Raw genomic sequence first — 696 nt, 5'->3', positions numbered from 1 at the left:
AGGCGAAGAGTCGCAATCGATCTATGACGTTTCAGACGAGTTCTTCGCGCTCTTCCTAGACCCGACGATGGGGTACACCTGCGCGTATTTCGAGCGCGACGATATGACCCTCGAGGAGGCGCAGAACGCCAAGTTCGACCTGGCGCTGGGCAAGCTGAACCTCGAGCCCGGGATGACGCTGCTCGACATCGGCTGCGGCTGGGGCGGAGCGCTGCAACGGGCGATCGAGAAGTTCGATGTCAACGTCATCGGAATCACGCTCAGCCGCAACCAATTCGAGTACAGCAAGGCGAGGCTGGCCGCTATCCCCACCGAGCGCACCGTCGAGGTCCGGCTGCAGGGCTGGGAGGAGTTCGACGACGAGGTCGATCGGATTGTCACCATCGGCGCCTTCGAGCACTTCGGCCGCCAGCGCTGGGGCCACTTCTTCAAGATGGCCTACCGGGTGCTGCCGGCCGAGGGCGTCATGATGCTGCACACCATCACGCGTCCCACGTTCAAAGAGGCCAGGGCGCAGGGCAATCCGCTCACCCACGAAGTGGTCCACTTCACCCAGTTCATCCTGGCCGAGATCTTCCCGGGCGGCTGGCTACCGACGATCCCGTCGGTCGAGGAGCACGCGGAGGAGGTCGGCTTCAAGATCACGCGCACCCAGTCGCTGCGGCTGCACTACGCGACGACCCTCGAAACGTGGGC

General features: G+C 63.9%; 1 protein-coding gene. It reads left to right on the top strand.

Annotation, left to right across the window (positions count from 1 at the left end; translation table 11 throughout):
- Positions 1 to 19: 19 nt before the first annotated feature.
- Positions 20 to 696, top strand: a 677-nt coding sequence (locus A5673_RS23255; protein WP_231971436.1) for a class I SAM-dependent methyltransferase, incomplete at its 3' end; no start/stop codon positions are given.

Source organism: Mycobacterium sp. E3198 (assembly GCF_001667015.1).
Classification (GTDB): domain Bacteria; phylum Actinomycetota; class Actinomycetes; order Mycobacteriales; family Mycobacteriaceae; genus Mycobacterium.
This window is presented reverse-complemented; position numbering and strand designations above follow the sequence as displayed.